Here is a 22,101-nt window from a genome sequence, read left to right on the forward strand (position 1 = left end):
ATCCACGCCATGAACCAGCCCTACCGTCCGGCGGCCCGGCCCGAGCGGGTCCGGCCCAACGTCCTGTTCTTACTCGCCGGCCTGATCCTGATCCTCGCCGGCCTGGCGGCGATGCTGGCCGGGCTGCTCTACGGGGCCAAGGGGATCCTGGGCGCCGACCTGCGTCCCGGCGATCTCAGCGATGCCGGAGACGACCTGGAGCCGCTGGTCAACGACTTCACCGCCGTCATCGTCGGCTGCACGGTGATGACGATCGGCCGCTACCTGTGGCGCGGCGCGCGCCGCCGCGGCGCCCGCGACCGGCTCGGCCGGCTGCTGATCATTCTCGGGTACATCGTCATCTGCGCGGCCATGGTGATCATGACGCGTTTCATCATCTCCGCGCTGGACACCGGCGACCCGGGCGAAGGGGAGAAGATCCTCTTCCGGGGACTGATCGTCTGCGCGGTGGTGGCCGTTCCCGGCCTGCTGCTCGCCCTGCCCGGTCTGCGGATGGCGAAAGAGCAGGCGCTGATGCAGGGCGAGGTGGAGGTCGACCGTCCCGGCCCGCCGCCTCCACCGCCGCCTTGGCGGCCGTGACGCGGTGGCCGTCCGCTCAGGCGTCGGCGGGCTCGACCTCGGGCGCCGCGTCCTCGGCCGGCTCCGGCTCCGGCAGGACGGCCGGGACGCGGCGGCCCCACGCCATCGCGGCGGCGAAGCACGCGAACGGGAGCGCGGGCAGTACATAGCGGTAGTCGAAGTCCACCGTGACCGGAGGGACGGCCAGGAGGGTGACGGCGGACGTCCAGAAGAGCGCGGTCCGCGCGCGCGCCCGCCTCCACACGATCCCGGCCGCGCCGGCGAGCAGAACCCCGCCGAGGACGGTGCCGGGCACGCTCACGTGCTTCTGGTAGTCGCGCATCACACCGGCGTAGGGGTCGACGATGTGCGTGCGGCCCGTCCCGTGCGAGTACTCGTCCACCACCTCCCGGCGGTCACCGCCGCCGAGCACGGGGAGATCCGGCTTCCGCGCGGCGGGCTTCGTCGGGAAGTGGTACCGCGCTTCGGTGCCGACCGTCGGATAGCGGGAGCGGTGCCATGAGAACGTCCGGACGAAGAAGTCGTACGAAACGACGCGCAGATAGTCGAGCGGCTGGTTCTTGATGGCCCAGAACGCGAAACGCTGAGCCCGTGCGTTGGTCTCCTCGTCGAACGCCTCGCCGTTGGACCAGCCGGTCGGCGAGTTGTCCTCCCAGATCTGATGGGACGAGGCGGGCCGGTCGTCCTTCGCGCCGTACGGGCAGAGCTTCGCGATGTCGGGCGGGGGCGTGAACCGGTCGCAGTCGGCGAAGGCGGCCGCGCGTCCCCACAGGAAGATGCCGTCGACCCCGGTCATCTGGAACCGGCCGTGCTCCTGCTGGAACCACGTCGCGTACGCCCCGACCGGCAGGACGAACGTCACCGCGAGGGCCACGTGAACGGGCCATCGCGTCCGCCTCACGAGCAGATACAGCAGGGCGATCAGGAACAGCGGCAGGCCGATCGTGCGCGTGACGGACGCCAGCCCCAGCAGCGTCCCCACGAGCGCGGCCCGCCGCCACCCGGTCGCCCCCGGCTTCGCGAGCAGCAGCATCGCCCCGAACACCAGAACGGTGAAGACGGTGTCCGACAACAGCAGATGTTCGAGCTCGATCTGGTAGGAGTCCAGCAGAACGGGTGTGACGGCCAGCGCGGCCCACGTCCGCCGCACCTCGAAGTTCCGCACGAGCATCCGGTAGCCGAGCCCCGCCACCCCGACGATCGCCGCATGCTGCAACGCCGTGATCAGCATCAGGCTGTGGAACGGCTTCAACGCCCAGAGGAAGAGCCCGTACCCGGACGGCCTCAGCGGATGCGGGAACGGGTCGTCCGCGATCCTGACGAAGTCGTAGCTGTCGTTGAACCACAGCACGCCCCGGAACCCCAGCATGGTGACCACCCGCAGCACGACGCCGGCGAGCAGCACCGCGCAGAACAGCCAGTTGCGGCGGACGGCCAGGGGGGAGAACGGCACCGGGAACCTAACTGTGGACGTGCGGGCGGACAGGATCCTGCGCCGATCCAGGACCGGCGGCGTCACGCCTGGGCGGGGGACGTCACCACTACCGCCCACGTATCGGCGAGATCCTACCAGCGCCCCCCGTCACCCTCCCGAGGCCGTCCCGCACATGGCCGGGGCGGTTCGTAAAGGTTCTTGACTTGGGTCGCGGAGCCCGGACGGTCATTACTGCCGTACCCCCCCGCCACATCAGTCTCCCGGCAGCGGCCTGCTGCGGTCATGAGTTGGAGAGCAGACCTTGTTCAAGGGATTGGCACGTCACCTGTCCGCCTTCGCCGTGATCGGGGCGCTGTGCACCCTTGCTTGGCTCGTGCTCTATCTCGTGTTCCGGATGGTGATGCCGTCGCTGGCCGCCAACGCGCTCTCGCTGGTGATCACGACGGTCGCGAACACGGCGGCGAACCGCCGCTTCACGTTCGGGGTGACCGGGTCGGAGGGCGCGCTGCGGCATCAGCTGGAGGGCGGCGTGGTCTTCCTGATCGGCCTGGCCCTCAGCAGCGGCGGGCTCGGCCTCGTGCACTGGCTCGCGCCGACCGCCCCGCGGGCCGTCGAGATCACGGCGATGCTGGGCTCCTACGCCCTGGCCACCCTGGTTCGCTTCGTGCTGCTGGGCGGCTGGGTCTTCCACCCGCGCCGGGGTGCCGCCGTGGGTGACGCCGGTGATCTGGAACCGGTGGAGATCCCGGAATCCACACCCCCATCGACCCGAGTGGGTTGATCTTCCGGCGGCGTCCCGGCGCTCAGGCGGTGGTCTTCCTGGGCTCTGTCCTGGGGATGGCGGCGAGCTGGGTGGCGTGAGCGACCAGGCGGTCCTTGCCGTCCCAGATGTGGACGAGCTCGTCGACGCGGTCGGTGGTGACCTGGGTCGCCTGCATGCGGACACGGACCGGGCCGGGGGCCGGGAGGCACCGGATGTAGGCGGTGAACTGGATCGTCGGCGCCCAGCCGGGGAGTTCCAGGTCGAAGGTGGCGGCGGGGAGCATGTCCAGGGCCACCAGCAGGCTGAGCGGGTCCCAGTCGCTGCCGTCGGCCAGCCGCTGCCAGCCCGCGACCAGCCCCCGGCGGGAGGGCCGGCCGAACGCGAACCCGAGGACGCCCGGGTCGACGTGCTCCTCGACGACGTCCATCAGCGGCACCGGGAAGCCGGCGCCGGGCGGATTGGTCGGGGCGAGGAAGCAGTCCTGAGGTTCGGGTAGTTCGACCGGGCTCATGGACGTCCACCAGGGATCGGCGTCCTCCAGGCGCTCCTGGGTGATCAGCGCCTCGACCATCGGCTGGTCGTCCTGGATGAGCCGGGCCCGGTACTGGGCCGTTGTGCGGCCGACGCGCAGGGTCTCCACGCGCACCTCGGCCGGCCCGGGCACGGGGGCCCGGAGGAAGGCCGCGCTGGACGCGGACAGATGCGGATGCGCGTCCCCGGCGACCCGTCCCACGGCCCGCCCCAGGATCGCCAGCAGGTAGCCGCCGTGGAGCTTGGTGTCCACACCCCATTGAGCGTGCAGTTCCGCCGTGAACCGTTCGAGCCCTCCGGTCGTCTTCAACGGCTCGACCGCGGTCGCCGTCACAAAGTCTCGCACGAATCCCCCAATTTCGGCAGGACGAGAAAGAAGCGAATGGTCCGACGTCGCCAGATGCTCCCTTGTCTTTGACAATACGCTAGCGTATGGTCATTCCATACGCAACAGTATGGTCATAATCAGACCGAATGGGGGAAGCCTGAAGTGACAGTGGTCGACCATTCACGGGCGAGCCTGAGCCCGGTGCGCCTGCGGTGGGTGCTCGCGATTCTGTCCACGGCCTCGTTCATGGCCGCCCTGGACCTGTTCATCGTGAACGTGGCCTTCAGCGACATCGGCCGTGACTTCGGGGCGCAGGCGTCCGACGTGTCGTGGGTCCTCAACGGGTACGCCATCGTGTTCGCCGCCCTGCTCGTACCGCTGGGCCGCCTCGCCGACCGCTACGGCCGCAGAACGGGGTTCGTCGCGGGCATCCTGCTGTTCACCGCCGCATCGCAGGCGTGCGCGGCGTCGACGTCCCTCTGGATGCTCGTGGTGGCCAGGGCCTTCCAGGCGGTGGGCGCGGCGGCGCTGATCCCGACAAGCCTGGGCCTGCTGCTGATGGTGTTCCCGCCGGAGCGCCGGACCGCCGCCGTGCGGATCTGGTCGGCCAGCTCCGCGCTGGCCGCGGCGGCCGGTCCGGTGCTGGGCGGTTTCCTCGTCAACGCCTCGTGGCGCTGGGTGTTCGAGATCAACATTCCGGTGGGGATCGCCGCGGCCGTGGCGGCCGTCCGGCTGGTGCCCGACCCCCGGGACGGCGCCGGCACGAGGATTCCCGACCTGTTCGGCGCCGGCCTGCTGGGGACCGCGATCGGGCTGCTGTCGCTCGGGCTGGTGAAGCTCAACGACTGGCCGGTCCCGCGCACCGCGGCACTGGTGCTCGCGGCTGTGCTGCTGCTCGCCTGGTTCTGGTTCCGGTCGCGGCGCCATCCGTCACCGGTGATCGAGCCCCGCCTGCTCGGCGTCCGGGTGTTCGCCTGGTCGAACGTGACCATGCTGCTGTTCTCGATCGCGTTCGCGGCGAACCTGCTCCTCACCATCATGTGGCTGCAGGGCACCTGGCGTTACTCGGCGGTCCGCACCGGCTTCGCCATCGCCCCGGGAGCGTTGATGGTCCCGGTCACCGCCGTGGTGGCCGGTCGTCTGCAAGGCCGTGTCGCCGCCGGTGTGATCACGGCGGCGGGCTGCGCGCTGTGCGCACTGGGTGCCCTGGTCACGGTTCTGCGCGTGGGGGAGTCGCCCGGTTATGCCACGGAGATCCTGCCCGCCTGGCTGATCGGGGGCGCCGGGACGGGCCTCGCGCTCCCGACGATCCTTTCCGCCGCGTCCGAGGGCCTGCCCCCGCACCGGTTCGCCACGGGCAGCGCCGTGGTGAACATGAGCCGGCAGATCGGGAGCGTGCTCGGCGTGAGCCTCCTGGTCGCCGTCCTCGGGACGCCGATCGGATACGCGGCGACACACCGCGCCTTCATGAACGTGTGGCTCCTGGTCGCCGGATTCCTGCTCGCGGGCGCGGTCACCGCCCTGTGGATGCGCGAGCGCGAGGCGGGCACCGCCTTGTCGGATCCTCCGGCATGATGGGGCGACCGGACATGACCGCACCGACGAATACGGGAAACGATGCCGACCGCGCAGGACTGGGTGAGAGCGGCCCTTGATTTCATCGGCGAGGGCGGGCTGCCGGCGGTGGCGGTGGAGCCGATCGCCGTTCGCCTCGGCGCCACCAAGGGCAGTTTCTACTGGCATTTCCCCAACAAGACCGCACTTGTCGATTCGGCACTCGCCCACTGGGAGAAAGAGAACACCGAGGGAGTCATCGCCACCGTCGACGCCGAACCCGACCCGGCGCTGCGGCTGCGCAAACTCTTCTCCGCGGTGCCGTCGGCGACCGGCGGCGACCCGGTGGAGATCTCCCTGATGGCCGCCGCGAAGAACCCGCAGGTCGCGGAGGTGCTGCGACGGGTCACCGAGCGGCGGATCGACTACGTCGCACAGATCTTCACCGATCTCGGCTTCCCGCCGGACGAGGCTCGCCTCCGCGGTCTGCTGGCCTACACCGCCCACCTCGGGAAGGTGCAGATGATCCACGCCGTCCCGAGCGCCCTGCCGGCGAGCGTCGAAGAGCAGGAACGCTACCGGGACTTGATGCTCTACATGATCCTCCGCCGCGACTGAACCCCGCACCCGCTCCGCGGCCGCCGCGGCGCGGCTCACTCGCGGGGCGCGAACCCTAGGCTGATCGCCATGACGAATGGGGATATGCGCTACGGACAGTGCGGCGCGTGCGGCGCCGGCGAGGTGTTCCGAGGCGAGTACAGGGCACAGAGCGCGCTCCGCCAGACGGGCGGGAGTGGGTTCGGGGCAAAGCAGCCCATCTTCGACGCCTTCATCTGCGCGGCCTGCGGGAATACCCAGTTGCATATGCAGTTGGACTCGAAGATGGCCTCGCACATACGCCGCAAACTCCAGTGGATCCCCCCGGCCCAGGCCACGCGCTAGGAGTCTGCGGCCGCCCATCAGAGGGCCTTCAGGTCGATCGCTCGGGCGATGGCCTGGTAGCCGGCGTCGTTGGGGTGCAGCCCGTCCTCGTACACGTAGGCGAGCCGGGGCCGGTCCCGGTCGGCGGAGTCGGCCAGGATCCGGTCCACGTCCACGACGGCGTCGTACTCGCCGCCGGTCCGGATCCAGTGGTTGACGGCGTCGCGGACCTTCTCGACCTGCGGCGTCCACACGGGGAACAGGGCCCCCTTCATCGGCAGGATCGTGGCGCCGACGACCTTGACGCCGCGGGCGCGGGCGGCCCGGATCAGCCGCCGCTGGGCGTCGATGACCTGCCGTGCCGTCGCCGGGCCGCCCGGGCGCAGGCAGGGGTCGCCGGGAGTGTCCCGGATGTCGTTGGCGCCCAGGTGAACGAGCACGGCCCGGACGCCCGGACGGTCCAGGACGTCACGGCCGAAACGGGCGATGGCCCGGTCGCCGCCGCACGAGGAGTCGTGACGCAGCCGGTTCCCGCCGATCCCGGCGTTGACCACGCCGAGCGGGCGGCGCGCCGCGGCCAGCCGTTCGGCCAGCACGTCGGGCAGCCGGCCGTCGGCGCCGTGCGCGGAACCGACGCCGTCGACGAGCGAGTCCCCGAAGGCCACCACGGTGCCCTGGCCTGCGGCACCCTCGTCCGGTACGTCCACGCCCGACAGGTAGTACAGCGCGTCGGTGGACTCGCCGTAGGCATCGGAACCGACATCGGACAGGTGGTCGCCCGGTGCCCGGTAGGCGGGCTGCGGGGTGAAGCGATGGAAGGCGGTCGGCCCGGTCGCCTCGGTGAAACGCAGGGTGACCACCAGCTTCTCCAGCGGAGACGTGGCGAGCGGCACGGGATCGCCGGCCAGCTCGCCGCCGGGGCGCACGACGGCGGAACGGCCGCCGCCGAACGTCAGGGGCACCACGGTGCCCGGCCACGCCTTGGCCCCGCCGGCGGATCGGCCGATCGTGGCTCCGGCGACCTTCAGCGGCTTGGTCCCGTAAAGGTTGGAGAGCCGGATCCGGACCCGCGTGCCGCCCGCGCTCATCCGGATCACCTGACGCAGCGAGTGGTTCCGGAACCCCTCTGTCGACCAGTTCGGCCCGTTGTCCTCATTGCCCGCCTGGGGCCGCTGCATCGCGGCGCCCCAGCTCTGGAACCAGCGCGAAGACGGATTGGACGCCAAGCGGGCCGACGGCGGAGCAGAGGAGGTCGGGTGCAGAAATCCGCCGATCAGCACCAAACCGGTGACGGTGGCCAGGGGAACGGCTTTGCTGGGGGAGAGCTTCCATTTCATAGTGTGAATCCCACCGTTGAGGCGCCGTCACCTACATCACGCCAGTCCCCCAACTTCGAGGTATACCTAGCACTACCTCTGCCGCGAAGGGACGAGGAGCACGGCGGGTGTCGGTTAACGTACGCCGTGTGCCAGCCGTCCCCCCGCCCACGCCGCTCGCGGCGATCGGCCGGCGCCGGTTCCTGCTGACCGCATGGCCGTGGCGGTCGGCCGGCTACCTGGTGTCGAGCGTGCCGGTGGCGTTCACGGCTGGACTGCCACTGGCGATGCTGGGCCTGCCGTGGCTCCTCGCGCTCTCCCCGGACGCGGACTTCGGCGAGCGGGCGTTCCTCGCCGCGCTCGGCGCGCTGCTGATCGCCGGGCTGGGGCCCTTGCTGACCATGCCGCTCGCCCGGCTGGAGAGCCACCGCCTGCGTCTGGTGGACGACCGTCCCGTCCGCGCGGGGCACCGCCCGCTGTCAGGCCCCGGCGTCCGGACCTGGCTGCGCACCCGCTACCGCGAGCCGGTCACCTGGCGGGAACTCGGCTACTTCCTGCTGATGATCAGCGTGGTGCCCCTCGCGTACGCGGCGCTGCTGTCCATGCTGGCGTTCCTCGCGGCCTGCCTGGCGAGCCCGCTGATACTTCTCGGCGGCGACGGTCCGATGGCGCTGGGCCCGGCGAAGGTCGGCACCACCGCGGACGCGTTGCCGTTCGCGATCAGCGCCTTGGTGCTGCTGCCCGCCGTCCCGTACCTGCTGGCGGTGTCCGCCGGGGCGCATGGGGCGCTGGCCAGGGCGCTGCTGCAACGCGGCTCCGGCGAGCGGCTCCAGGCCGAACTCGTCGAGGTCGCACGGTCGCGGGCCCGGCTTGTGGACGCCTTCGAGGCCGAACGGCGCCGGATCGAACGCGACCTCCACGACGGCGCCCAGCAACGCCTGCTCGATCTGACCATGCGGCTCGGCCTCGTCCACCTGGACCTGCCGCCCGGGTCCCCGGCGGCCGACGGCGTCGCCGACGCGCACCAGCAGGCCAAGCGGCTCATGGAGGAGCTGCGCGAGCTGATCCGCGGCATCCATCCCCGGGTGCTCACCGACCGGGGACTCGCCGCCGCACTGCGCGAACTGGCCGACCGTTCACCCCTGGACGTCACCGTCGAGGCCGAACTGCCCGCGCGGCCGCCCGTCCACGTGGAGAGCACGGCCTACTTCGCCGCCACCGAGGCGCTCACCAACGCCGCGAAGCACAGCGAGGCGGGCCGGGCGCGGGTGGCCGCACGGTGGGACGGAGACGTCCTCACCGTCGAGGTCGCCGACGACGGTGTCGGCGGGGCCGACCCCGGCCGTGGCACCGGCCTCACCGGCATGGCCGACCGGGTGGCCGTGATCGACGGCAGACTACTGGTGTCGAGCCCGGCCGGGGGCCCGACCGTCGTCCGCGTGGAGCTTCCGTGCAGCTTGAACGATCACTCACCCGGGTAGTCCTCGCCGAGGACGGCGTCCTGCTCCGGGAGGGCCTCTCGGGCCTGCTCGCCCGGTTCGGGTTCGAGGTCGTCGCCGCCGTGGAGGACGCGGCCGCCCTGTACGCCGCCGTTGCCGAGCACGACCCGGACCTCGTGGTGACCGACATCCGCATGCCGCCGGACTTCTCCGACGAGGGCCTGCGCGCCGCCGTGGAACTGCGCCGCGCCGATCCGGGGCTGGCGGTGGTGGCGCTCAGCCAGTATGTCGAGCTCAGCTACGCCTCGGACCTGCTCGACTCCGCGGACGGCCGCCGAGTCGGCTACCTCCTCAAGGACCGGGTGGTGGACGTGACGGAGTTCGTCGCGGCGCTGCGCCAGGTGGTGAACGGCGGAACCGTGGTGGACCCGCAGGTCATCCGCCAGCTGCTGCGCCGCCGACGCAACCCCCTGGCGGGACTCTCGCCTCGCGAACACGAAGTGCTCGCCCTGATCGCCGAAGGCCATTCCAACGCCTCCATCGCCAGGCAGTTGGTCATCACGGAGGCGACGGTGGGCAAGCACGTCCGCAGCATCCTCACCAAGCTCGACCTCCCCCAGACCGAGGACACCCACCGAAGAGTCCTGGCCGTCCTCACCTACCTCCGCGGCCACGGCCCCCGGATTCCCTGACCGGCACGGACCAAGTTGAAGCCGACCGGCATGACCAGCGGTGAAGCCGATCTGAGGCTGATCTGAAGCCGGCCGCTGTTTGACTGCGCCGTGCCAGCCCCTCATCGCAGGGCTCGTCCGGTTCAGGAGGAAGTATGCGACGACTCCACAAGGCTCTCGCCGTCACCGGTGGGCTGACCGTGCTCGGGTTCGGCCTGACCGCGCCTCCCGCGCAGGCCGCCGGCGACTGCCTGAACGGCTACGTCTGCATGTGGGAGGACCCCGGCTATTCCGGAAGCAAGTACGTCGAACAGCCGGGCCAGAACGGCCGCTATGAGATCGACGGGTGGAACGGCGACAACGAGATCTCATCCGTGGTCAACAACACGGGCAAGTGCATCGTCCTCTACGCCAACGACGGATGGACGGGCCGAACGCACTCCATCCAGAAGTCCGGCACCCAGAGGCTGAGGTCGAACCTTCAACTGAACGGCTACGACAACGAGGCGGAGAGCTACGGCATCTTCAACACCGGCTGCTGAGCGATCACCGGCAGGGGTCTCGGCGATCGCCGCCGGGGCCCTTCCTCCGCGCCGGATTACTCAACCCCGGTCTGTGCCCGGAGTCCCAGCACGGCTTGGGCGACCTGCTCGGGTAGTTCGGCGACCATGTTGTGACTGCCCGCGAGTTCGAGCACCTGCAGGTGCGGCCGATCGGCGGTGAGGGGCAGCAGGTCGCGGCGGATTCCCGCGCGCAGCGCCGGCATGAGATCGCCGACGCGGCCCGGCAAGCCGGGCAGGTTCTCAGTGGCCAGGACGAACAGGGCGGGGCAGCGGATCTCGGCCACCGCCGCGACGCTGTCCTGGAAGTACGGGTCGTACCTGATCTGCCTGGCCAGCGCGGCGTCAGGCCGCACGTAGACACCCTCGTCAGTGGTGCGCAGCGCCCGCTGGGGGAGCATCGCGGCGTGGGTCTCGGGCAGCGGCAGGGCCATCGCCTCGGCCTGGGCGTCGAAGACGGCCTTCAGTTCCGCCAGGAGCGCGGTCAGTTCCTCTTGTCCGATGCCTGCGTAGTGCCGGGGCGCGGTCTCGGCCGAGCGCAGGCCGTCGAGGTTGACGATTCCGGGGCCGTCCGGGTGGCGGAGCGCCCATCGCACCGCGACCATGCCGCCGAGGGAGTGGCCGACCACCACGGGAGCGCCCAGGCCGAAATGGTCGATGACCGCCTGCACATCGTCCAGAACCTCCTCCCACTCCCAAGGCCCGTCGCCGGACAGCCCGTGGCCGCGCAGGTCCATTGCGACGACCCGGTGTGCACCGGTCAGCAGCGGTGCGACCGCGTCCCAGTGCAGGAGGGTGCCGCCCAGGCCGTGGAGCAGCAGCACGGGAGATCCACCGCCGCCGTGGTCGCGGACGGCCAGATGCACCGGACGATCATCGATGATCACTTCTCGGGGTGGCACGGGATGCTCTCCTGGGGGCGGTTGAGCCGGTCGCGGATGGATGAGGTGGTGACGCCGCCGTCGGGACCCTTGTCGAGCTTGCCGCGTTTGACCAGGTCGTGGACGCCTTGCCGGGTGATGCCGAGCATCGCCCCGGCCGTGGAGTACGGCACGGCCGCCGCCGCGGGGTGACCGGTCGAGCGGGCCACGGCCCGCCCCAGCGCCGTACGCCACCACGAGGCGGGCGGGTCGAAGGGTGCGTCGCTGGGGAACAGCACCCCGATGAGCCGGGCGGCGGTGAGGGTGGCCCGCTCCCGGTCGGCGCCGAGCAGTTGGGCGGCCCAGACCTCGGCCTCCACGCGCAGCTGTGCCCTGATCGGTCCGAGCGGCTCGTCGGAGGCCAGCAGGATCTCCAGAGGATCGAGGATCCGCGTCTCCAGCACCCGGACCAGCTCGGCCACCAGCTCGACATGATCTTCCGTGGTCGTCACTTGACGAAAGATAGCAAGTACTTGCTCTCAGGTGTCAAGTAGTGGTGAGGTATCCGGACATGCCTGAGCCCCGGCCGGGGGCGGCCGGGGCTCAGGGCTGGTCGGGGAGTTACTGCTGCTTGAGGTCGGTCAGGAGAGCGCGGAACGCGGTCGGTTCGAGGAGAAGCCTGGGCCCATCCGGATCCTTGGAGTCCCGCACGCCCACCCCCTTCACGAAGGCCGCCAATTCGACGCAAGCCCCACCCTGGTCGTTGCTTCGCTGCGACTTACGCCAGGTCACATCTTCCACCGGTCCATCGCCTTTCGTATGAAGTCGCGAGAGTCGTCAACGCTCAGCGCACGTGCCTGCAACTCCGCGAAGGCGCTGACGACGTGCAAGATATCTCGCGAATCGTCCGATGTGATCCCTCCGGGTGAGGTTTCCAGGTAGACCAGTTCCTCGCGTGTCGGCTGAGTGGCGATGTTGAACGAACCCGAGATGCCACGATAGTAGGCGATCGGGGCTATCTGAACGATGATGTTCTCTCGCTCTGACATCGTCAGAAGGTATTCGCACTGGTCCCGCATCACTTCCCGGCTGCCCACCTTGCGCATGAGCACGCTCTCTTCCATGACGGCTATGAGCTTTGGCGGAGACTCGCGGGCCAGGATCTCCTGCCGCCTGAGACGTCCGTCGAGGGCGGCCTCGGAGGGAAGGAGGACGCCGGCGTACTCCTTCGTCTGTAGAAGCCCAACCACGAACGTTGCTTCGTAGGCGCGGAGGAGGTCGGCGGTCGCTTCGGCCTCCGGGTAGTCGGCGAAGAACTTCGGGTAACTCGCGGAGCGGAGGTGTTTGGTCCAGGCCGCCGTGAGTTGGTCACCCGTGCCCAGCATCTGGTCCAGGCGCTGAGCGAAGTCCTTGCGGCAGCGGGTGTTGCCGCTTTCGACCTGCGATGTGTACGAGGGCGTCACCGCTACCCGGTTGGCGAGTTCGGTTCGGGTGATGCCGGCATCTTCCCGCAGGCGTCTGACTTCCGCGCCGAACGCCTTAAGTGCGGGGGAGGGCTTGCGCTTGGCCATGGGGGGCCTCCAGCGGATCCGAACTGCTTCTTAAGCGGTTTTGAGTGCTCGGTGTGCGTCTCGGAGCTTGCATGGTCACATTACGCCTTGGAGTGGATTCTGTGCGGGGAGTTACGGAAAACGGAGGTGATCGTTCATGGAGGGCCCCGCGGAGATCGTTGTGCCGGTTCGGGCTGAGTCGATCAAGGTGGCTCGGGACTGGGTGGAGGACGTCCTGGCACGGCTGGGCCAGGACGCGTACGTCGCAAAGGTCGTGGTGTCGGAGTTGGTGACGAACGTCCTCCGCCACACCGGAAGCGCGACGGCGACCGTGCGGGTCGTCCAGGTGGACAAGGGGACGGTCGTGGAGGTCTTCGACTCCTGCGACGTCCTCCCGGTCACCGCTCCGGCGGACCTGATGTCCGAGGGCGGGCGAGGGCTGGCGATGCTCGGTGCCCTGGTCAAGGAGTGGGGCGCCCAGCCGCTCGGCGGCGGCGGAAAGGCCGTGTGGGCCTTACTGCCCGAAGCCGCGCAGTGAACGGGATGGATGGGCGGCGGCCGTCCGGCTCCGCGCAGGGAAGGCGTTGCTACTGATCGCTGCCGCGGGCCGACCGGCGGCGCTCGGTGGCGATCAGCAGGACGGTCGGCACTGCGGCGACGACCGTGGCGCCGAGAACCCAGGCGAAGGCGGTCCCGAATGCGTCCGCCTGGCGTGAAGCCATTCCACCGGCACCGTCCAGGCCGTGCTGGAGGACGACGGCGAAGATCGCCGTGCCGACCGACGCCCCGAACCGCTGGACGACGTTGAGCTGCGGGGTCGCGTCGGCGATCTCGGCGCGGCCGAGGGCGTTGAAGGCGGCGGTCATGGCGGGCATGCCCGAGAGGCCGATGCCCAGGCCGCGCGCGACCAGGCCCGTGTCCAGCAGCGGGTACGGGACGTCCGCGCTTATGAAGAGGAACGGCACGGTGGTCACGACGGCGATCACCCCGCCGGCCAGCGACGTCCGCCCGGGGCCGAACCGCTCGGTGATCCGGCCGGACGCCCAGATCGAGGCCAGCGCCCCCAGCCCCTGCGGCACGAGCAGCAGTCCGGTCGCGACCGTGCTCTCGTGCCGTACGACCTGGAAGTAGATCGGCAGCAGGATCATCCCGCCGAAGATCGATGCACCGAAGCCGAAGGTGACGAGTGAGGCCGCGCTGAAGGCGGGGTTGCGGAACAGGCGCACGTCCAGCAGCGGGCGCTCCACCCGCAGGGAACGCAGCACGAAGAGGCCGAGCAGCACGGCGCCGCCCGCCGTCCACGCCGCCCCGAGCGCGGCGTCGCCCCGCTCGCCGACCTTGGCCAGGCCGTAGGTGACGCCGACCGACCCGGCCACCACCAGGACCAGCCCCGGTACGTCCAGCGTCCCGGCTTCCTCCTGTGCGTCGTGCGGCAGCATGCGCAAGGCCAGCCAGGCCGCCACCGCCCCGATCGGCACGTTCACCAGGAAGATCCACTCCCAGGAGGCGTGCTCCAGCAGCAGTCCGCCCAAGGTCGGGCCGGCGACCGGCGCCATGATGGTCGGGATCCCGATCAGCGCCATCACGCGGGCGAGCCGCCGTGGGCCCGCCGCGCGGACGATGATGATCTGCCCGACCGGCGTCATCAGGCCGCCCGCCAGACCTTGCAGGACACGGAACGCGACGAGCTGCTCGGTGTTCTGGGCGAGGCCGCAGGCGAGCGAGGCGAGGGTGAACGCGGCGGTCGCCGCGGCCAGGACCCGCCGCGCGCCGAGCCGCCGGGCCAGCCAGCCGCTCACCGGGATCACCATGCCCATGGCCAGCATGTAGCCCGTCACCACCCATTGGACGACGGTGAGGGAAGCGTGCAGATCGGCCGACAGCGTCTGCAGCGCGATGTTGACGATCGTGGAGTCGAGCATCACCACCAACCCGCCGAGCATCGCGACGATGATCACGCGGCGCAGCTCGGGCGGAAAGCCGGTGGAGGACGCGGCGGCCGGGGCCGGTGGGGGGTCTTCGCGGATTTCTGCGGTCATGGCCGACAGCATTTATCCAGATGGACAATTCTGTCAACCGGCTGGACAATCAACATGATTGTCCGGCCGGGCAACGGTCACCTAGACTGGGCATATGGCGGAGAAGCCTGCGAAGCGCTGGCGTGCCCCGGCACCCGAGGAACGGCAACGCGACGCCGAACGGACCCGCGCCGCGCTCCTGGAGGCCGCCCTGGAGGAGTTCGCGGCCAAGGGCCAGGCGGGCGCCCGCGTCCAGGACATCGCCGACCGGGCAGGCGTCAACAAGCATCTGATCAGCTACTACTTCGGCGGCAAGCAGGGGCTCTACCGCGAGCTGCAGCGGCGCTGGGTGGAGCATGAGAGGGACTTCGCAGGCGAGGACGTGCCTCTTGACGAGGTGGCCGTCCGCTACCTGCGGCGCTGCGTCGAAGATCCACGCCCCACCCGCCTGATGCTGTGGAACGGCCTTGAGGACGGACCCAAACCGGAGGACACCCCGGTCGCGCAGTCGATCCGCGACGACCTCGACCAGATCAGGAAGCGCCAGGAGCGCGGCGAACTGCCCGCCGAACTCGATCCCGCCTCGGTGCGGCTGGCGGTCAACGCGATGACGGCCGCGCCGATGCTCATGCCGCACGTGGTCCGCGTGGCGTTCGGCCTCGATCCCGGCTCACCCGAGTTCGAGCAGCGGTACGGCGAGCAGCTTCGGCTCATGATCAAGCTTCTGTGCGGGGGCGGCGCACCGGACGCGGACGGCTGACCGCCGGCGCGGCACCGCTCCGTCCCTGGGGCCAGGCCCACCGGACCGTCTCTCTGGTAGACGGTATTGTTTATTTGACCAATGGACGTTCCGACGGTGCACCGGGGCCGCCGTCGGGGCCGGAGAGGGGCCACGCGATGGCGACGGTGATCTCCTACCGAGGACACGGCTGGCTGAGCCCGCTGATCTTGTTCGGCGCGCCGCTGCCGCTGGTCGGAGTGCTGTCGCTGACCGGCCTGCCCGCCGTCGTCGCGGCGGTGCCCTGTTTCCTGGCGGGCGCGGCCGTCAACCACCTGGTGGGCGTCCGGCTGAATTCAACGGTCACGCCGCGGGGCCGGGTGTTCCACAATCGGCACGAGTTCATGGGCGCGCCGATGCAGAACACCACCTGGTTCGTCGGCGGGCTGTTCTTCCTGGCGGCGGGGGCCGTCGTGGCCGGAATGGCCGGTGAGGCGGCCGGACACCTGTTCTTCTACCTCGCGGTAGGGACGGGATTGGCGGTGTGGGTGGTCGTCAAGATCCGGCGCGGCCGGGTGCACCCCCTTCACCTGTCGGGAGAGGCGGCGCTGGCCGGCGGCCGGATGAAGGCGATGGTCGACGGCCGTGCGGTCACGTTCGAAGTGCCCGCCAAGGTCAGATCGGGGGCCTTGGTGCGGGCACCCGGGCAGGGGCGGAACGGCACGGACCTGCATCTGCGGGTGATCGTGCGGGGGTGATCGTGGACGACCTCACCGCCCGATCACTCCACCTCCTGCGTCAGCCGCGGCCGAGGACGCAGAACTCGTTGCCTTCCGTGTCGGCCAGAACCGTCCACGGGACGTCGCCCTGGCCGAGGTCGACGTCGGTCGCGCCGAGAGCCCGCAGCCGGGCCACCTCAGGAACGTGGCGACAACTGGGTGAAAGCCTGGTCGATGAGGGCGGCACGGTCGATGGTGCCCTCTGAGTGCAGCCATTCGCGGGCGACCGCGTCCAAGGCGGCGCCGGCGGCGGCGGTGAGCAGATCGGCGGTGAAGGCGTCGAGGGACGCGCCGCGGCGTTCCAGCAGTGCGGCGGCGACACGGGCGCGAAGCTCGTCGCGCTTGGTGTGCAGGCGAGCGCGCAGAGACGGGGTCGTCTCGATCAGGCGCAGGCCGGTCAGATCCCGCTGGGCGGCGTGGATGCGCCCCTCCCAGTCGCGCAGTACGACATGCAGGCAGGACCATGCGTCCTCGTCGCCCGGCCGTGCGCGGATGTCGTCGGCGATCTGTTCGGCGAGGTCGTCGACGTCGCCGAACAGCACGTCCTCCTTGGTCGGGAAGTAACGGAAGAAGCTGCTCCGGGACAAACCCGCGGCGGTGGCGATACCTTCCACCGTCGTCCGCTCATAGCCGCGTTCGATGAACATCCCCAGCGCCAGTTCGGCGAGTTCGGCTCGCACCGCTCGCCGTGTGCGTGCCCGCAGCCCCGTCGCCTCCGCCTTTGTCATGGACTGAGGATAGCTTATGAGACTGAGTCGCATAAGCTAGATTGGATGCCATATGTTGTACTTAGTCAGCATGATGGCGCCTTCGTTAGGAGACGACACATGCATGGCAAGACCGTCCTGGTGACCGGCGGCACGGCGGGTATCGGCCGGGAGACCGGGCGAAGGCTGGCCCGGCTCGGCGCGCACGTGATCCTCGTGGGGCGGAACGCCGACCGTGCGCGCGATGCCGCCGGCGAACTCTCCCAAGAAGCCACAGGTCAGGTCACGTGGCTCACCGCAGAAATGTCAGACCTGGCCGCACTGCGTCGCCTTGCCGAACAGGTGGCCGAGCAGTACGACCGGCTCGATGTCCTGGTCAACAACGCCGGAGGCATGAACCCCGGGCGACGGCTCACTCCCGACGGCGTCGAGACCACCTTCGCCGTCAACGTGCTCGCCCCGTACGCCCTCACCTGCCTGCTGCTGCCGCTGCTGGGTGCAGCGGGCACGGCGCGCGTGGTCAACCTGACCGGTGGCATGCCCGACGGGACGATCGACCCGGACAACCTGCAGGGCGAAAAGAGGTTTCTGGGGTGGACGTTCACGCAGTACAACCACGCCAAGACAGCGCTCATGGCGATGAGTCACCGGTTCGCGTCCCGGCTGAAGGACCAAGGGGTGACCGTCAACGTGGCCTACCCCGGGCACGCCTACACGCCCGGCAACCAGGCCACCCCGATGCGTGCGTTCCCCTACCTCTACCGGCCCGTCGCGCCCCTGATCAAACTGTTCGGCCCCCTGCTGCTGTCGGATCTGACCAAGGCCTCACGTTCCAGCGTCTACTTGGCCTCCAGCCCCGAGGTGGAGGGAGTTACGGGCGCATACTTCGACGCCAGGACGCGCCGCGCGGTCTGGCCTTCCGGTGCGTTGGACGAGCGAGGGCAAGAAGCGGTGTGGTCACTATGCGAACGTCTCAGCGGTTTGAACCCGGAGTGAGCGCCCTGCGTCAGCCGCGGCCGAGGACGCAGAACTCGTTGCCTTCCGTGTCGGCCAGAACCGTCCACGGGACGTCGCCCTGGCCGAGGTCGACGTCGGTCGCGCCGAGAGCCCGCAGCCGGGCCACCTCCGGCTCCTTGTCGTCAATGGGGTCCGGAATCAGGTCGACATGCGCGCGGTTCCACCATGTCCTCGCGCCGGATGTGCGAAGGAGCTCCAGATACGGCCCGACGCCCTCGGGCGAACGCAGCACCGCATGATCATCGGTCACCTCGTGCAGGGTCCACTCGATCGCCTCGTCCCAGAACCGGGCCATGGCACGCGGATCCTCACAGTCGACCACGACCGCGGCGATCGGCCCGGTATCCCGGTAGACCTCCCGAGGCTCCAGCACGCAGAACACGTTGCCCTCGGGGTCGGCCAGAACCGTCCACGGGACGTCGCCCTGGCCCACATCCGCAGGCGTCGCACCGAGATCCTGGAGGCGCGCGACCAGCTCCGCCTGATGGGCCGCAGAGGTCGTGGCGAGATCGAGGTGCACGCGGTACTTCACCGTCTCGGGGTCCGGAACGGCGACGAAATCGATGTAGAAGGCGGCGGGGTCCGGCCAGTCGAAGCCCACGGGTGCGATGTTGGTCACGCCGGGTCCCTCGCTGTCAACACCCCAGCCGAGCACCTCCGCCCAGAACCGGCCGAGCGCCGAGTCGTCCTGAGCCTTGAAGTTCACCTGAACAAGCCGTAGCGCCATGCCGCCGATCATAGGGGCCAGGTGGGAGGTCTCACCGCCCAGGCTCATGGGCGAGTACCGCAAGGTACTCATGCTGCTCCCGCAGGAGTTCGCCCAGGCCGGGATGCGGTGACAGTGGCAGCGCCCGGTCCCCCACCACGATCCTCTTCAACGCCAGACCGGTCCCGGCGAGCAGGAGCCCGAGGTCGGCGGGCGTGTAGCACCGCAGGACCTGGCTGATCCGCTGATCGGGGCTCGACGTCTCCCACCAGGTGTCGATCGCCGTGCACGTGACGGGGTCGAAAAGCGTCCGCTCATCGAGTTCGCGGTCATACCCGGCGGCGGCGTCGGGCGTCCGATGCTCCTGGTCTCCGTCCCAGCGAGCCCAGACGAAAGGGTTGAAGACATCGATCAGAGCGACCCCGCCCGGCCGGAGCCACTCGGAAGCGATCCGTACCAGGAGCCGACGCTGGTCGTCGTCGGTCCCTACGCCAAAGCCGTTCCAGTAGCAGACCACGTCATACCGGTCCGGCAGGTCCACCTCGTAGAAGTCGGCCTTGTGGACGGTCAGCGAGCCCGGAGCCACGTTCCGGACCAGTTCACCGGACAGATCCGCGCGATCGCTGACTTCGACCGCCGTCACCGCGAAGCCCGCCTTCGCGGCGGCCGCCGCCGTTGCCCCGTAACCCGATCCCCAACTCCAGAACCCGTCCTGCCTCGGCGCCATGGTCACGCAGGAGCCGCACCCGGCGGTGGTCGCGTTCGGTGATCCGGGCGTCGCCCCGTCCCCACCACTGACCGGTCTTGGAGTAGAACTCGCGTACCCAATCCATGATCCAAGCCAACCAGGACGCGCGGGGGCGCGGCCAGGTCGTCAGCGCCTCAGCCGGCCGTGACGCGGGGCGTTCTGAAGCGTTCCGCGTGCTCGGCCGCCCACTGGGCGAACGTGCGCGCCGGACGGCCGGTCACCCGCTCGACGGTGTCGTCGACGGTCCTGGAGGCGTCGTCGGAAGCGGCGTACCAGCCGATGACGAATTCGGCGTCCGCCCGAGAGACACCGGTGGCCATCAGCCTCTCGACGGCCTGTTCGTGGGTGATCGTGGCGAAGGCCATATCGCGGCCGGTCGCCTGCGACAGGACGGCGATCCGTTCGCGCGGGGTCAGCGTCTCAGGCCCGGTGAGGTTATAGGCACGCCCCGCGTGGCCGTCGTCGAGCAGCGCGATCGCCGCCACCGCCCCGATATCGGCCTCGTGGACGAGAGCGCTGGGAAAGTCGTACGGCTCGCGGACGATCCCCTCCGCCTGGATCGGCTCGATCCAGGTCAGGGTGTTGGACATGAACTCCTGGGGTTCCAGGCGCGTCCACTCCACACCCGAGTCGGCCACGGCCTGCTCGACCGGCCCCACACCACCACCCCAGACCACGGTGATGCGCCGCACCCCCGCATCGACCGCCCGCCGCACGAGCTCGGGCCCTACCTCGGCGAGCCCTGCCGTCACAGTGATGTGCAACCGGCTGACACCATCAAGAGCGGTGCCCAGCTTCGCTGGTGCGGTGTGCGTCCCGTCCACCAGTTCCACCTCGGCCGGAAACCTTCCCGCGGCCGCGGCGGGATTCCGCGTCAGCGCCCGGACCCGCTCTCCTCGGCGGACCAGCTCCGCCACCACATGTCGGCCGGTGTTCCCGGTGGCACCCGTAACCAGTGTCGTCACAGTTGAGTCCTTTCGTCGCCGACGACGCTAGAAACTCAACCGCCCTTGAGGTCAAGCCAGCCGCCACCGGTGGCCAACTACCGCCTCGGTAGTGCGGCGCGTGGAGGAGGCGAGGCCATCGTTAAGGCTGAGGGCTCCAAAATAAGACGGCCCCCTTTGTGAAACTCGGGGGCCGTGACTGGGGAGCGACGACGTTGCCGTCATCGCCGGGGGATGCGAAGCGACTCTTTGCCGGGTCGCTTGTTGTTGGCGCTGATGAAGCCGATGCCGCAGATCACCACGAGGGTGCCCAGCAGCCACGGCGCTTCGGAAGCCATGCACACGATCACCATCACGCAGACGATGGCCACTGCACCCCACATCACGTAGCGGAGGTGGGGCCACTGCTTGACGACGATCGATACCGTGACCGCCGTCGCGGTGGAGAAGCAGGTGAACAGCAGCCACTCTCCATTCGCAGCCGAGATCACGGCCGCCATGACGAGCACGAAGGGCGTGAGGATTCCGGCGTAGAAAGACTTCTTGGAGAACATGACTGCCTCTTTCTTGTTTGTATTTCTGGTTTGTTGGTTGGATTATTTGTTTGCCTGGTTGGATACGGGCCTCGCTCTAGACCGTCCGGGCCGGTGCGCGATGCGCAACAAGGAACCCGAGAGCGTTCGGTGCCAGGGAGCAGTCCAGTATCTGAGGTCTTCCGACAATGGCGAGCCCGGTCCAGAGCATCACGTGTGGATTGCGCTGCCCTTTCAGGTGCCCGCCTTCGTGTTGCAACGCGGCCGGCGTCAGCGGGGCATCGCCGGCCGACCGCAGGGCCCAAGGGGGTTGCATGATCGTCTGCCGGAAGACGGCACCGGGCGCCCGGACCCCGGCCAGGGATTGCCGTCCGCGGAGGCCGAGGCCTTCGTCGACGTCATCGCCTGTTGTTGCGGAGCGACTCGATGCCAGGTCGCTTGTGGTTGGCCCAGATGAAGCCGATTCCGAAGAGGACCACGAGGATGCCCAGCAGCCACGGCCATTCGATGCCCATGTACACGAGCATCAGCACAACGGCGATGCCCAGCGCGATGGCCAGCGCGCCCTTCAGTGGGAAGCGGAGCCAGGGCCACTCCTTGACGGCAATGGATACCGTGATCGCCGTCGCGGTGGAGAGGCAGGTGAACAGCAGCCACGATCCTGCCACGGCCGAGATCACGGCCGCCACGGCGAGTGCGAAGGGCGTGATGATTCCGAGGGAAATCTTGGAGGGCATGGTTGCCTTGTTTTTGGCTAGCTGGACATGGGGCTCGCTCTAGACCGTCCGAGTCGGTGAGCGATCCGCAGTACTGCAAGGGCATTCGCGTCCCGGAGTGGCAGGGTCAGGGGCTCCTTGTCGTCAGGCGGTGGGGCCGTCGAGGCCGAACAGGCGTCCGTAGCCGGTGACCGGCAGGGAGATCCGGCCCCTGCGCAGGGCGTGCCAGAAGAGCACCTGGTTGACGGCACAGCCGAGGGCTTCTTCGAGCGCCTCGATCACTCCCACGGCCCGGAATCCGTTCCCGCCGATGAACAGCGCGTCGACTCCCGCGGGCACGTTCCCCCGAATCCATTCGTACAGCCCGGCCGGGGTGACGGGTCGAGCAGGGCGATGCTCCGCGCCTCCAGCATGCGGAGGGCGCGAAGCGCGGCGGTGCAGGTGGCGACCACGGGAATCCCGCCGGTGCGCCCTTCGAGCCGGGCGAACGCCCGGACCGGCTCAGGCGGAATCGTCGGATCCATCCCGCCGCCGGCCCTCGTGGCGCCGAACTCCACCCGGGAGGCGTGCACGCCGACACCGTTCGGCGCCATGGCCCGCAGTTCGGACTCCGGACCGACGTCCGCATGGGGCGTCAGCACACCGATCCGGCCGGTCACATCCCAGCCGTCAGGTCTCCACATGATCCATCCCCTCACACGCACTCTG

Annotated in this window: 28 protein-coding genes; 11 read left to right on the plus strand and 17 right to left on the minus strand. The window is 69.6% G+C overall.

The window, feature by feature from the left end; translation table 11 throughout:
- The first annotated feature begins 9 nt into the window (after positions 1-9).
- On the plus strand, positions 10-579 hold the full coding sequence (locus ACQPZP_RS09750) for a hypothetical protein (protein ID WP_433477305.1): 570 nt from the start codon (positions 10-12) through the stop codon (positions 577-579).
- A 16-nt stretch (positions 580-595) separates the two neighbouring features.
- Here ACQPZP_RS09750 and ACQPZP_RS09755 read toward each other — a convergent pair whose 3' ends face one another.
- Entirely contained in the window at positions 596-2,131 is a 1,536-nt protein-coding gene (locus ACQPZP_RS09755; RefSeq protein WP_433477306.1) for a hypothetical protein, read from the minus strand.
- Between the two features lie 184 nt (positions 2,132-2,315).
- Between ACQPZP_RS09755 and ACQPZP_RS09760 the strand changes: the two genes are divergently transcribed.
- Positions 2,316-2,795, plus strand: a complete 480-nt coding sequence (locus ACQPZP_RS09760) for a GtrA family protein (RefSeq protein ID WP_433477307.1) — start codon at positions 2,316-2,318, stop codon at positions 2,793-2,795.
- A gap of 22 nt (positions 2,796-2,817) precedes the next feature.
- Here ACQPZP_RS09760 and ACQPZP_RS09765 read toward each other — a convergent pair whose 3' ends face one another.
- On the minus strand, positions 2,818-3,654 hold the full coding sequence (locus tag ACQPZP_RS09765; protein ID WP_433477308.1) for a thioesterase family protein: 837 nt from the start codon (positions 3,652-3,654) through the stop codon (positions 2,818-2,820).
- A gap of 144 nt (positions 3,655-3,798) precedes the next feature.
- Here ACQPZP_RS09765 and ACQPZP_RS09770 point away from each other — a divergent pair, with 144 nt between their 5' ends.
- A complete protein-coding gene (locus ACQPZP_RS09770) occupies positions 3,799-5,211 on the plus strand; it encodes an MFS transporter (protein WP_433477309.1) in 1,413 nt (470 codons plus the stop codon).
- A gap of 42 nt (positions 5,212-5,253) precedes the next feature.
- Positions 5,254-5,808, plus strand: a complete 555-nt coding sequence (locus ACQPZP_RS09775) for a TetR/AcrR family transcriptional regulator (RefSeq protein WP_433477310.1) — start codon at positions 5,254-5,256, stop codon at positions 5,806-5,808.
- A gap of 341 nt (positions 5,809-6,149) precedes the next feature.
- On the opposite strand, the gene ACQPZP_RS09780 is transcribed toward ACQPZP_RS09775, so the two are convergent.
- Positions 6,150-7,289: a GDSL-type esterase/lipase family protein gene (locus tag ACQPZP_RS09780; RefSeq protein ID WP_433477311.1), complete on the minus strand. Its 1,140-nt coding sequence runs from the start codon at positions 7,287-7,289 to the stop codon at positions 6,150-6,152.
- A gap of 287 nt (positions 7,290-7,576) precedes the next feature.
- Between ACQPZP_RS09780 and ACQPZP_RS09785 the strand changes: the two genes are divergently transcribed.
- The 3 genes from ACQPZP_RS09785 to ACQPZP_RS09795 all read left to right on the plus strand — a co-directional run bounded on the left by ACQPZP_RS09785 (position 7,577) and on the right by ACQPZP_RS09795 (position 10,079).
- Complete coding sequence (locus ACQPZP_RS09785; protein WP_433477312.1) at positions 7,577-8,908, plus strand: sensor histidine kinase; 1,332 nt, start codon at positions 7,577-7,579, stop codon at positions 8,906-8,908.
- Positions 8,878-9,558, plus strand: coding sequence for a response regulator (locus ACQPZP_RS09790; RefSeq protein ID WP_433477313.1), 681 nt, complete (start codon positions 8,878-8,880; stop codon positions 9,556-9,558). The genes ACQPZP_RS09785 and ACQPZP_RS09790 overlap by 31 nt, the downstream gene beginning before the upstream one ends.
- 134 nt (positions 9,559-9,692) lie before the next feature.
- Complete coding sequence (locus ACQPZP_RS09795; RefSeq protein WP_433477314.1) at positions 9,693-10,079, plus strand: peptidase inhibitor family I36 protein; 387 nt, start codon at positions 9,693-9,695, stop codon at positions 10,077-10,079.
- A gap of 56 nt (positions 10,080-10,135) precedes the next feature.
- Here the strand turns inward: ACQPZP_RS09795 and ACQPZP_RS09800 are convergent, their stop codons facing one another.
- The 4 genes from ACQPZP_RS09800 to ACQPZP_RS09815 all read right to left on the minus strand — a co-directional run bounded on the left by ACQPZP_RS09800 (position 10,136) and on the right by ACQPZP_RS09815 (position 12,528).
- On the minus strand, positions 10,136-10,999 hold the full coding sequence (locus tag ACQPZP_RS09800) for an alpha/beta fold hydrolase (RefSeq protein ID WP_433477315.1): 864 nt from the start codon (positions 10,997-10,999) through the stop codon (positions 10,136-10,138).
- Complete coding sequence (locus ACQPZP_RS09805) at positions 10,981-11,469, minus strand: hypothetical protein (protein ID WP_433477316.1); 489 nt, start codon at positions 11,467-11,469, stop codon at positions 10,981-10,983. Before ACQPZP_RS09805 ends, ACQPZP_RS09800 begins: the two co-directional genes overlap by 19 nt.
- Positions 11,470-11,578: 109 nt before the next feature.
- Positions 11,579-11,758, minus strand: coding sequence for a DUF397 domain-containing protein (locus tag ACQPZP_RS09810; protein WP_433477317.1), 180 nt, complete (start codon positions 11,756-11,758; stop codon positions 11,579-11,581).
- Positions 11,746-12,528, minus strand: a complete 783-nt coding sequence (locus ACQPZP_RS09815) for a helix-turn-helix domain-containing protein (RefSeq protein WP_433477318.1) — start codon at positions 12,526-12,528, stop codon at positions 11,746-11,748. The genes ACQPZP_RS09810 and ACQPZP_RS09815 overlap by 13 nt, the downstream gene beginning before the upstream one ends.
- A gap of 160 nt (positions 12,529-12,688) precedes the next feature.
- Here ACQPZP_RS09815 and ACQPZP_RS09820 point away from each other — a divergent pair, with 160 nt between their 5' ends.
- Positions 12,689-13,045 carry an ATP-binding protein gene (locus tag ACQPZP_RS09820; RefSeq protein ID WP_433477319.1) on the plus strand — a complete coding sequence of 119 codons (357 nt, stop codon included), beginning with the start codon at positions 12,689-12,691 and terminating at the stop codon, positions 13,043-13,045.
- Between the two features lie 49 nt (positions 13,046-13,094).
- Here ACQPZP_RS09820 and ACQPZP_RS09825 read toward each other — a convergent pair whose 3' ends face one another.
- Positions 13,095-14,546: an MDR family MFS transporter gene (locus ACQPZP_RS09825; RefSeq protein WP_433477320.1), complete on the minus strand. Its 1,452-nt coding sequence runs from the start codon at positions 14,544-14,546 to the stop codon at positions 13,095-13,097.
- A 94-nt stretch (positions 14,547-14,640) separates the two neighbouring features.
- Here ACQPZP_RS09825 and ACQPZP_RS09830 point away from each other — a divergent pair, with 94 nt between their 5' ends.
- Together ACQPZP_RS09830 and ACQPZP_RS09835 are read left to right on the plus strand one after the other, a co-directional pair.
- Complete coding sequence (locus ACQPZP_RS09830; RefSeq protein ID WP_433477321.1) at positions 14,641-15,285, plus strand: TetR/AcrR family transcriptional regulator; 645 nt, start codon at positions 14,641-14,643, stop codon at positions 15,283-15,285.
- Between the two features lie 137 nt (positions 15,286-15,422).
- Complete coding sequence (locus tag ACQPZP_RS09835; RefSeq protein ID WP_433477322.1) at positions 15,423-16,001, plus strand: hypothetical protein; 579 nt, start codon at positions 15,423-15,425, stop codon at positions 15,999-16,001.
- Positions 16,002-16,041: 40 nt separating this feature from the next.
- Here ACQPZP_RS09835 and ACQPZP_RS09840 read toward each other — a convergent pair whose 3' ends face one another.
- The gene (locus ACQPZP_RS09840; protein ID WP_433477323.1) at positions 16,042-16,209 is read right to left on the minus strand and encodes a VOC family protein; all 168 of its coding nucleotides are present in this window, start codon (positions 16,207-16,209) and stop codon (positions 16,042-16,044) included.
- Positions 16,160-16,750 (minus strand): TetR family transcriptional regulator, encoded by a 591-nt coding sequence (locus ACQPZP_RS09845; protein ID WP_433477324.1) that lies wholly within the window; start codon positions 16,748-16,750, stop codon positions 16,160-16,162. The genes ACQPZP_RS09840 and ACQPZP_RS09845 overlap by 50 nt, the downstream gene beginning before the upstream one ends.
- 99 nt (positions 16,751-16,849) lie before the next feature.
- Here ACQPZP_RS09845 and ACQPZP_RS09850 point away from each other — a divergent pair, with 99 nt between their 5' ends.
- Complete coding sequence (locus tag ACQPZP_RS09850; protein ID WP_433477325.1) at positions 16,850-17,725, plus strand: SDR family NAD(P)-dependent oxidoreductase; 876 nt, start codon at positions 16,850-16,852, stop codon at positions 17,723-17,725.
- Between the two features lie 10 nt (positions 17,726-17,735).
- Here ACQPZP_RS09850 and ACQPZP_RS09855 read toward each other — a convergent pair whose 3' ends face one another.
- The 7 genes from ACQPZP_RS09855 to ACQPZP_RS09885 form a co-directional block, all read right to left on the minus strand.
- On the minus strand, positions 17,736-18,473 hold the full coding sequence (locus tag ACQPZP_RS09855) for a VOC family protein (RefSeq protein ID WP_433477326.1): 738 nt from the start codon (positions 18,471-18,473) through the stop codon (positions 17,736-17,738).
- A gap of 31 nt (positions 18,474-18,504) precedes the next feature.
- Positions 18,505-19,179 carry a methyltransferase domain-containing protein gene (locus tag ACQPZP_RS09860; protein ID WP_433479580.1) on the minus strand — a complete coding sequence of 225 codons (675 nt, stop codon included), beginning with the start codon at positions 19,177-19,179 and terminating at the stop codon, positions 18,505-18,507.
- 155 nt (positions 19,180-19,334) lie between these two features.
- Positions 19,335-20,165, minus strand: a complete 831-nt coding sequence (locus tag ACQPZP_RS09865; protein ID WP_433477327.1) for an NmrA family NAD(P)-binding protein — start codon at positions 20,163-20,165, stop codon at positions 19,335-19,337.
- Between the two features lie 200 nt (positions 20,166-20,365).
- On the minus strand, positions 20,366-20,698 hold the full coding sequence (locus ACQPZP_RS09870) for a hypothetical protein (protein ID WP_433477328.1): 333 nt from the start codon (positions 20,696-20,698) through the stop codon (positions 20,366-20,368).
- A 377-nt stretch (positions 20,699-21,075) separates the two neighbouring features.
- On the minus strand, positions 21,076-21,414 hold the full coding sequence (locus ACQPZP_RS09875; RefSeq protein ID WP_433477329.1) for a hypothetical protein: 339 nt from the start codon (positions 21,412-21,414) through the stop codon (positions 21,076-21,078).
- 123 nt (positions 21,415-21,537) lie between these two features.
- A complete protein-coding gene (locus tag ACQPZP_RS09880; protein WP_433477330.1) occupies positions 21,538-21,681 on the minus strand; it encodes a hypothetical protein in 144 nt (47 codons plus the stop codon).
- Positions 21,672-22,076, minus strand: coding sequence for a hypothetical protein (locus ACQPZP_RS09885; protein WP_433477331.1), 405 nt, complete (start codon positions 22,074-22,076; stop codon positions 21,672-21,674). Before ACQPZP_RS09885 ends, ACQPZP_RS09880 begins: the two co-directional genes overlap by 10 nt.
- Positions 22,077-22,101: the final 25 nt, after the last annotated feature.

Origin of the sequence: Spirillospora sp. CA-142024 (assembly GCF_050942325.1) — a bacterium.
Taxonomy (GTDB): Bacteria; Actinomycetota; Actinomycetes; order Streptosporangiales; family Streptosporangiaceae; genus Spirillospora.